An 8,684-nucleotide genomic window follows, 5' to 3' on the forward strand; every position below is an offset into this window, starting at 1 on the left:
ATGACGGCAACACTCTCGGGTGAGGATCTCCGCCGCCGCTGGAGCGCCTCGCTCATGGACAACTACGGCACCCCGCCGATCAGCCTCGTGCGCGGTGAGGGCGCCCGGGTGTGGGACGCCGACGGACGCGAGTACCTCGACCTGCTCGGCGGCATCGCGGTCAACCTGCTCGGTCACGCGCACCCGGCCGTCGTGGAGGCGGTCTCCCGGCAGGTCGCGACCCTCGGCCACACGAGCAACCTCGTCATCAACCCGCTGACCGTCGAGCTCGCCGAGCGCCTGCTCGACCTGCTCGGCCACCCCGGGCGGGTGCTGTTCTGCAACTCCGGCGCCGAGGCCAACGAGACAGCCTTCAAGATCACCCGGCGGACCGGGCGCCGCAAGGTCGTGGCCGCGGAGAACGCGTTCCACGGGCGGACCATGGGCGCGCTCTCGCTCACGGGGCAACCGGCGAAGCGCACGCCGTTCGAGCCGCTGGTGCCCGGCGTGGAGTTCGTGCCCTACGGCGACGTCGAGGCGCTGCGCGCGGCCGTCGACGACGACACCGCGGCGGTGTTCCTCGAGCCGATGCAGGGCGAGGCCGGCGTCATCGTCCCGGCCGACGGCTACCTGCGCGCCGCCCGCGACATCACCACCGAGCGGGGCGCGCTGCTGGTGCTCGACGAGGTCCAGACCGGGGTCGGGCGCACCGGGCTGTGGTTCGCCCACCAGCGCACGGACGTCGTCCCGGACGTCGTGACGCTGGCCAAGGGCCTCGGCGGCGGGCTGCCCATCGGGGCCTGCATCGGGGTCGGCGCGGCCGGTGACCTCCTCGGCCCCGGTCAGCACGGCACGACCTTCGGCGGCAACCCCGTGTGCTGCGCGGCCGCGCTCGCCGTGCTCGACACGATCGCCGCCGAGGGCTACCTCGAGCGCGCCACCGCGCTGGGCCGCGACGTCGCGGCGCGCGTCGAGGGGCTGGCTCACGGGACGGTCGACCACGTCGACGCCGTGGGCATCCTCATCGGCATCGCGCTGCGGGAGCCGATCTCCACCCAGGTCGCCGCCGCGGGCCGCGAGGCCGGCTACCTGATCAACAACGCCGTGCCGGAGCGGGTGCGGCTGGCGCCCCCGGTCGTCGTCACCGACGAGCAGGTCGAGGGCTTCGTGGCCGCGCTGCCCGCGCTGCTCGACCAGGGCGCCGCGGCGGCCGAGGCGGCGGGATCGTGACGGTCTCGGTGGGCACGAAGGTCCGGCACCTCCTGCGCGACGACGACCTCACCCCGGCCGAGCAGGCCGAGGTGCTGGAGCTCGCCGCGACGATGAAGGCCGACCCGTTCGGGCAGCGCCCGCTCGCGGGGCCGCGCGCCATCGCGGTGATCTTCGACAAGAGCTCCACCCGCACCCGGGTGTCCTTCGAGGTCGGCATCGCCGCGCTCGGCGGCACCCCGGTCATGATCGACGGGCGGGACGCCCAGCTCGGGCGCGGCGAGACCATCGGCGACACGGCGCGGGTGCTCTCGCGCTACGTCGACGCGATCGTATGGCGCACGAGCAGCGAGGACCGCATCCAGGAGATGGCCGCGCACGCCACCGTCCCGGTCATCAACGCGCTGACCGACGGCTTCCACCCCTGCCAGGTCCTCGCCGACCTGCAGACCATCGCCGAGCGCCAGGGCGGCACCGCGGGCCGGACGCTGACCTACCTCGGCGACGGGGCCAACAACATGGCGCAGTCGCTGCTGCTCGGCGGGGCCACCGCCGGCATGCACGTGCGGGTCGCGGCGCCGGCGGGGTTCACGCCGGACGCCGCGGTCGTCGACGCCGCCCGGGCGCGGGCCGCCGAGTCCGGCGGGTCGGTCACCGTCACCGACGACCCGGCCGCCGCCGAGGGCGCCGACGTCCTCGTCACCGACACCTGGACCTCGATGGGCCAGGAGTCCGACGGTCGCGACCGCGCGGTGCTCGCCCCGTTCCGGCTGGACGGGGCCGCGGTCGCCCGGGCGCGCCCGGACGTCACGGTCCTGCACTGCCTGCCCGCCCACCGCGGCGACGAGATCACCGCCGAGGTCATCGACGGCCCCGCGTCGGCGGTGTGGGACGAGGCCGAGAACCGCCTGCACGCCCAGAAGGCCGTGCTGACGTGGCTGGTGGAGCGGTCCCGGTGACCGAGACCAGGAACGTGACCTCCCGGGCGGCGCGCCAGGCGCGCATCGTCGCCCTGCTCACCGACCGCGACGTGCACAGCCAGGCCGAGCTGGCCGGGCTGCTCGCGTCCGAGGGCGTCGAGGTCACCCAGGCGACGCTGTCGCGCGACCTCGACGAGCTGGGCGCCGTGAAGTTGCGCGGCGTCGACGGCGGCGTCGGACGCTACGTGGTGCCCGACGACGGGAGCCCCGTGCGCGGGGTCGTCGGGGGCACCGACAGACTGACCAGGCTGCTCGGCGAGCTGCTGGTCTCCACCGACCACTCCGGCAACCTCGCGGTGCTGCGCACCCCGCCCGGGGCCGCGCACTACCTGGCCAGCGCGCTGGACCGTGCGGCGCTGGCCGAGGTGGTCGGGTGCATCGCCGGGGACGACACGGTGTTCGTCGTCGCCCGCGAGCCCCTCGACGGGGCGGACCTCGCAGCACGGTTGCGGACCCTGAGCACCAGGACGACGGCGCGGTCGTCCACCCGAGACATGAACGAGCAGGAAGAGGGAGAGCAGTGAGCGAGCGGATCGTGCTGGCGTACTCCGGGGGTCTCGACACCTCGGTCGCCATCGGCTGGATCGCCGAGGAGACCGGGCGCGAGGTCGTCGCGGTCGCCGTCGACGTCGGGCAGGGCGGGGAGGACCTCGAGGTCATCCGCAAGCGGGCCCTGGACTGCGGCGCGGTCGAGGCCGCCGTCGCCGACGCGCGCGACGAGTTCGCCGAGGGCTTCTGCCTGCCGGCGCTGCGCGCCAACGCGCTCTACATGGACCGCTACCCGCTGGTCTCGGCCCTGTCGCGCCCGCTGATCGTCAAGCACCTCGCCGCGGCCGCCCGTGCCCACGGCGCGTCGACGGTCGCGCACGGGTGCACCGGCAAGGGCAACGACCAGGTCCGCTTCGAGGTCGGCGTGGGCGCCCTCGCCCCCGACCTCGACGTCATCGCCCCGGTCCGCGACTTCGCGTGGACCCGCGAGAAGGCGATCGCGTGGGCCGAGGAGCGCTCCCTGCCGATCGACGTCAACAAGCGCTCGCCGTACTCGATCGACCAGAACGTGTGGGGCCGCGCGGTCGAGACCGGCTTCCTCGAGGACATCTGGAACGGGCCCATCGAGGACGTCTACTCCTACACCGCGAACCCCGCCGAGCCCCGCGACGCCGACGAGGTCGTCGTGGGCTTCGAGGCCGGCGTCCCGGTGACGATCGACGGCGAGAAGGTCTCGGTGCTGCAGGCCATCGAGCAGCTCAACCGGCGTGCCGGCGCCCAGGGCATCGGCCGGCTCGACATGGTCGAGGACCGCCTGGTCGGCATCAAGAGCCGCGAGGTCTACGAGGCCCCGGGCGCGATCGCGCTGATCACCGCGCACCAGGAGCTGGAGAACGTCACGCTCGAGCGCGAGCAGTCGCGGTTCAAGCGCCAGGTCGAGCAGCGCTGGGGCGAGCTGGTCTACGACGGCCTCTGGTTCTCGCCGCTGCGGCGCAGCCTCGACGCCTTCGTCGACTCCACCCAGGAGCACGTCACCGGCGAGGTCCGGATGACCCTGCAGGGCGGCCGCGCGGTGCCGACGGGCCGGCGCAGCGCCCAGTCGCTCTACGACTTCAACCTCGCGACCTACGACGAGGGCGACCTGTTCGACCAGTCGCTGGCCAAGGGCTTCGTGCAGCTCTGGGGTCTCCCGTCGAAGATCGCTGCCAAGCGCGACCAGCAGTGACGCCTCCAGAGGGTTCCGCCCTGTGGGGCGGACGGTTCGCCTCCGGCCCGGACGCGGTGATGGCGGCGCTGTCGAAGTCGACGCAGTTCGACTGGGTGCTCGCGCCCTACGACATCGCCGGCTCCCGCGCCCACGCGCGAGTGCTGCACAGCGCCGGGCTGCTCACCGATTCCCAGCTCGAGGCGATGCTCGACGCCCTGGGCCGTCTCGCCGACGACGTCGCGTCCGGAGCGTTCCTGCCCGCCGAGGACGACGAGGACGTGCACACCGCCCTCGAGCGCGGGCTGATCGAGCGGGCGGGGGAGGACGTCGGCGGGCGGCTGCGTGCCGGGCGCTCGCGCAACGACCAGATCGCCACCCAGCTGCGGATGTGGCTGCGCGACGAGCTGCGGTCGGTGGTGCGGGGCGTGGCCGGCGTGGTCGACGCGCTGCTCATCCAGGCCCGCGCGCACCCGGACGCCGCGATGCCGGGGCGCACGCACCTGCAGCACGCCCAGCCGGTGCTGCTGGCCCACCACCTGGGCGCCCACGCCCAGGCCCTGCTGCGCGACGTCGGGCGGTGCCGCGACCTCGACCGCCGCCTGGCGTACTCGCCGTACGGGTCGGGGGCGCTCGCGGGCACCTCGCTGGGCCTCGACCCGGCTGCGGTGGCGCACGACCTGGGGTTCACCGACGCCGTCGACAACTCGATCGACGGCACCGCGTCGCGGGACCTCGCCGCCGAGGGTGCGTTCGTGCTGGCGATGGTGGCGGTCGACCTGTCCCGGATCGCCGAGGAGGTCATCCTCTGGGCCACCGCGGAGTTCGGCTACGTGACGCTCGCCGACGCCTGGTCGACCGGCTCGTCGATCATGCCGCAGAAGAAGAACCCCGACGTCGCCGAGCTCGCGCGCGGCAAGGCGGGGCGCCTCGTCGGCAACCTGTCGGGTCTGATGACCACGCTCAAGGCGCTCCCGCTGGCCTACAACCGCGACCTGCAGGAGGACAAGGAGCCGCTGTTCGACTCGGCGGCCCAGCTGGCGATGGTGCTCCCGGCGATGGCCGGCATGATCAGGACGCTGACGTTCCACACCGACCGCCTCGCCGAGCTCGCCCCGGCCGGCTTCACCCTCGCGACCGACCTCGCCGAGTGGCTGGTGCGCGAGGGCGTCCCGTTCCGCCGGGCGCACGCGGCGGCCGGCGCGTGCGTGCGGGCGGCCGAGGAACGCGGCGTCGGGCTCGACGAGCTCACCGACGACGAGCTCGCCGCCTGCGACCCGGCGCTGACCCCGGACGTGCGCGCCGTGCTCACCGTCGCGGGGTCGCTCGCCTCGCGCGACGCCCACGGCGGCACCGCCCCGAAACGCGTGTCCGAGCAGCTCGACCGCATCTTCGGCGCGACGATCGAGGCGCACGCCTGGGCCGGCCGCCCGATCGAGCGCCGCTGACCGCGTGTGACCGGTCTCCGTGTCAGCGGTGGGCCACCGCAGACGTTGAGTGTCCGTATCGGCACACGCTCGATCGGGCGCGGAGTGCTCGCCGCCGGGAGCGAGCACTGAGCGTTAGCGTGGATCTCGTGAGCGCGCGGTGGCGACGGTGGTTCCCGGTCGTCGTCGTGCTGCTCGCCGTCCTGGCCGGGTGCGCCGAGGCGCCCGCCGCCCCCGCCGTCCCCGCGACGCCGGCGCCCGTCGGGTCACCCACACCGCCGGCGCCGCCGGCCGCGGCGTCCGACGCCATCGGTCCCCACGGACCCTCGGTCCCCGAGGAGCCGGTGGCGCTCGCCCGCGTGCTCGAAGACACGCAGGCCACGATCGCCGACCCCGCCCGCGCCCCCGCGGACGTCGCGGCCGCGGCACGCACCGCCCAGGTCGCCTACGAGGAGCTCGCGTTCCGTCCGGAGCGCCTGCCCGCCGTCCTCGCCGCCCTCTCGCCGCGCGTGCGGGAGAGCACCGACCGCATCGTCGGGGCCGGCCGCTCGCTGCTGTCCATGGCGAAGCGGGGGCCCGGGGACATGCTCCCGGCCTGGCGGATCGCCGCCCCGCGGCCGCCCGGCGAGCTCCGCGCGATCTACGCCGAGGCCCAGGACCGGTTCGGGGTGCCGTGGACGGTGCTGGCCGCGGTGAACCTCGTCGAGAGCCGCATGGGCCGCATCGTGTCGCACTCGGAGGCCGGGGCGCGGGGGCCGATGCAGTTCATGCCGAGCACCTGGGCGTCCTACGGCCTGGGCGGGGACGTCACCGATCCCCACGACGCGATCCTGGGCGCCGCCAACTACCTGGCGGCCAACGGCGGCGCCACCGACGCCGGCCTCGACCGGGCTCTGGAGCGCTACAACAACGACGACCGCTACGTCCGTGCCGTGCGCGCCTACGCCACGGTGATGCAGGCCGACGAGCGCGCCTACCTGGGCTTCCACGCCTGGGAGGTCTACTTCCGCACGACGGCCGGGCGCGTGCACCTGCCCGTCGGGTACGACGAGGCGGAGCCCGTGACCGCCGTCGCCTACCTGGCCCGCACGGGGGCGCCGCGCTGAGTGCCGGGCCCCGCGGGGCAGGATCACGGCCGATGCTGCTCGACCGCTCGGCACTCGCCGACGACGTGCTCCCGGCCGCCCGCCGCCTGCTCGGGTGCGAGCTCGCGGCCGACACCCCGCAGGGCGAGGTGCGGGTCCGCCTCGTGGAGGTGGAGGCCTACCGCGGGGCCGACGACCCCGGGTCGCACTGCTACCGCGGACAGACGCCGCGCAACGCGGTCATGTGGGGGCCCGCGGGCCACCTGTACGTCTACTTCGTCTACGGCATGCACTTCTGCGCGAACATCGTGTGCCTGCGGGACGGGGTCGCCGGCGCGGTCCTCGTGCGCGCCGGCGAGGTGCTCTCCGACCTCGGCGCCGCGCACGCCCGCCGCCCCACCGCCCGGGGACGCGACGCCGAGCTCGCGAAGGGTCCGGCGCGGCTGTGCGCCCTGCTCGGGCTCGACCGCGGGCACAACGGTGTCGACGTGCTCTCCCCGTCGTCTCCGGTGCGTCTCCACGCCGGGACCCCGGTGCCCGACGCCGACATCCGCACGGGGCCGCGCGTCGGGGTGGCCGCCGGCCAGGAACGGCCGTGGCGCTTCTGGACCGCGGGGTCGCGGGCGGTGACGCCCTACAAGGCCGGACGCGCCCGGGCCGACGGTCCGGACTGGTGACCGGGTCGGCAGACTGGACGCGTGACCGCACCGCACATCCTCGACGACCTCGCCTGGCGCGGCCTCGTCGCGCAGAGCACCGACCTCGACGCGCTGCGCCGGGACCTCGACGCGGGGATGGTCACCCTCTATTCCGGCATCGACCCGACCGCGCCGAGCGCGCACATCGGGCACCTGCTCCAGTGGCTCACGCTCGCCCGCTTCCAGCAGGCCGGGCACCGGCCGGTCGCGCTGGTGGGCGGCGCCACCGGGCTCATCGGCGACCCGAAGCCGACCTCGGAGCGCACGCTCAACGACCGTGACGTGGTCGCCGGGTGGGTCGACAAGCTCGGCGCGCAGCTGCGGCCGTTCCTCGACTTCTCGTCCGAGCGGCCGAACGCCGCGCTGCTGGTCAACAACCTCGACTGGACCGAGGGGCTGTCGGCGCTGGACTTCCTCCGCGACGTCGGCAAGCACTTCCGGGTCGGCCGGATGCTGGCGAAGGAGGCCGTGAGCCGGCGGATGGAGTCCGACGAGGGCATCAGCTACGCCGAGTTCTCCTACCAGCTGCTGCAGTCCTTCGACTTCCTCGAGCTCTACCGCCGCTACGGCTGCACGCTGCAGACCGGCGGCAGCGACCAGTGGGGCAACCTGACGGCCGGCACCGACCTCGTCCACCGCGTCGAAGGACGGTCGCTGCACGCGCTCGGCACGCCGCTCATCACCAAGGCCGACGGCACCAAGTTCGGCAAGACCGAGAGCGGCACGGTGTGGCTCGACCGCGAGCTGACCAGCCCGTACGCCTTCTACCAGTTCTGGATCCAGGCCGAGGACGCGATGGTGGGCACCTACCTGCGCGCCTTCACCTGGCTCTCCCACGAGGAGATCACCGAGCTCGAGCGCCTCACCGAGGAGAAGCCGCAGGCACGGGAGGCCCAGCGGGCGCTCGCACGGGCGGTGACCGGCCTGGTGCACGGCGAGGACGAGGTCGCCCGGGCGGAGGCGGCGAGCCGCGCGCTGTTCGGCCGCGGGGAGCTCGCGGAGCTCGACGCGGACACCCTGGCGGCCGCGATCGCCGAGATCCCGTCGTACACCGCCCTGCGCTCGGAGCGGCCGACGATCGTCGACCTCCTGGTGGGCAGCGGTCTGTCGACGGGCCGGGGTGCTGCGCGGCGGACGATCGCCGAGGGCGGGGCGTACGTGAACAACGCGAAGGTCGAGTCGGAGGAGTGGGAGCCGGCGGACGGGGACCTGCTGCACGGCCGCTGGCTCGTGCTGCGCCGGGGCAAGCGCAACGCCGCCGGCGTCGAGCTCGCCGGTACCTGATCGGGTCCGGGGCGTTTCGGCTGCTCAGCGGCGGGGCATCGGCGCCGGCACGACGATCGACCCCCCCGCTGCAGGGCAGGTTTCGGGCGTGTGTAGAGTTCTCCCCATCGCAAGGCAAGGGGTTGCCCCCGGGCCCTGCGGACAACTAAGTTAGGAGCTTCGCCCTCCGGAAGGTCCGCTCGGTGAGTGGGTTGGTACGGTGGTGTGGTTGTCCTTTGAGAACTCAACAGTGTGCTGAATGTTTGGTGTGTTTGTCCTCGTCGGCATCATGTCTGCTTTTTGTGAGTGGTTGTGGTGTCGTGGGGTTTCTTTGAGTGGGTCTGACCTTT

Annotated in this window: 8 protein-coding genes; all 8 read left to right on the plus strand. The window is 74.0% G+C overall.

Annotated features, from left to right (window positions below; all coding sequences use genetic code 11):
- Positions 1 to 1,209, plus strand: coding sequence for an acetylornithine transaminase (locus ACFPK1_RS30550; RefSeq protein WP_378024716.1), 1,209 nt, complete (start codon positions 1 to 3; stop codon positions 1,207 to 1,209).
- A complete protein-coding gene (argF, locus tag ACFPK1_RS30555; protein ID WP_378024717.1) occupies positions 1,206 to 2,147 on the plus strand; it encodes an ornithine carbamoyltransferase in 942 nt (313 codons plus the stop codon). Before ACFPK1_RS30550 ends, argF begins: the two co-directional genes overlap by 4 nt.
- On the plus strand, positions 2,144 to 2,692 hold the full coding sequence (locus ACFPK1_RS30560) for an arginine repressor (RefSeq protein ID WP_378024718.1): 549 nt from the start codon (positions 2,144 to 2,146) through the stop codon (positions 2,690 to 2,692). Before argF ends, ACFPK1_RS30560 begins: the two co-directional genes overlap by 4 nt.
- Positions 2,689 to 3,882 (plus strand): argininosuccinate synthase, encoded by a 1,194-nt coding sequence (locus ACFPK1_RS30565; protein WP_378024719.1) that lies wholly within the window; start codon positions 2,689 to 2,691, stop codon positions 3,880 to 3,882. The genes ACFPK1_RS30560 and ACFPK1_RS30565 overlap by 4 nt, the downstream gene beginning before the upstream one ends.
- Complete coding sequence (gene argH / locus ACFPK1_RS30570; RefSeq protein ID WP_378024720.1) at positions 3,879 to 5,309, plus strand: argininosuccinate lyase; 1,431 nt, start codon at positions 3,879 to 3,881, stop codon at positions 5,307 to 5,309. Before ACFPK1_RS30565 ends, argH begins: the two co-directional genes overlap by 4 nt.
- 128 nt (positions 5,310 to 5,437) lie before the next feature.
- On the plus strand, positions 5,438 to 6,394 hold the full coding sequence (locus tag ACFPK1_RS30575) for a lytic transglycosylase domain-containing protein (RefSeq protein ID WP_378024721.1): 957 nt from the start codon (positions 5,438 to 5,440) through the stop codon (positions 6,392 to 6,394).
- A 32-nt stretch (positions 6,395 to 6,426) separates the two neighbouring features.
- The gene (locus ACFPK1_RS30580; protein ID WP_378024722.1) at positions 6,427 to 7,050 is read left to right on the plus strand and encodes a DNA-3-methyladenine glycosylase; all 624 of its coding nucleotides are present in this window, start codon (positions 6,427 to 6,429) and stop codon (positions 7,048 to 7,050) included.
- 21 nt (positions 7,051 to 7,071) lie between these two features.
- On the plus strand, positions 7,072 to 8,355 hold the full coding sequence (gene tyrS / locus ACFPK1_RS30585) for a tyrosine--tRNA ligase (protein ID WP_378024723.1): 1,284 nt from the start codon (positions 7,072 to 7,074) through the stop codon (positions 8,353 to 8,355).
- The last annotated feature ends 329 nt before the right edge of the window (positions 8,356 to 8,684 follow it).

The sequence above is a fragment of the Actinomycetospora rhizophila genome (genome assembly GCF_042657905.1).
Lineage (GTDB): Bacteria > Actinomycetota > Actinomycetes > Mycobacteriales > Pseudonocardiaceae > Actinomycetospora > Actinomycetospora rhizophila.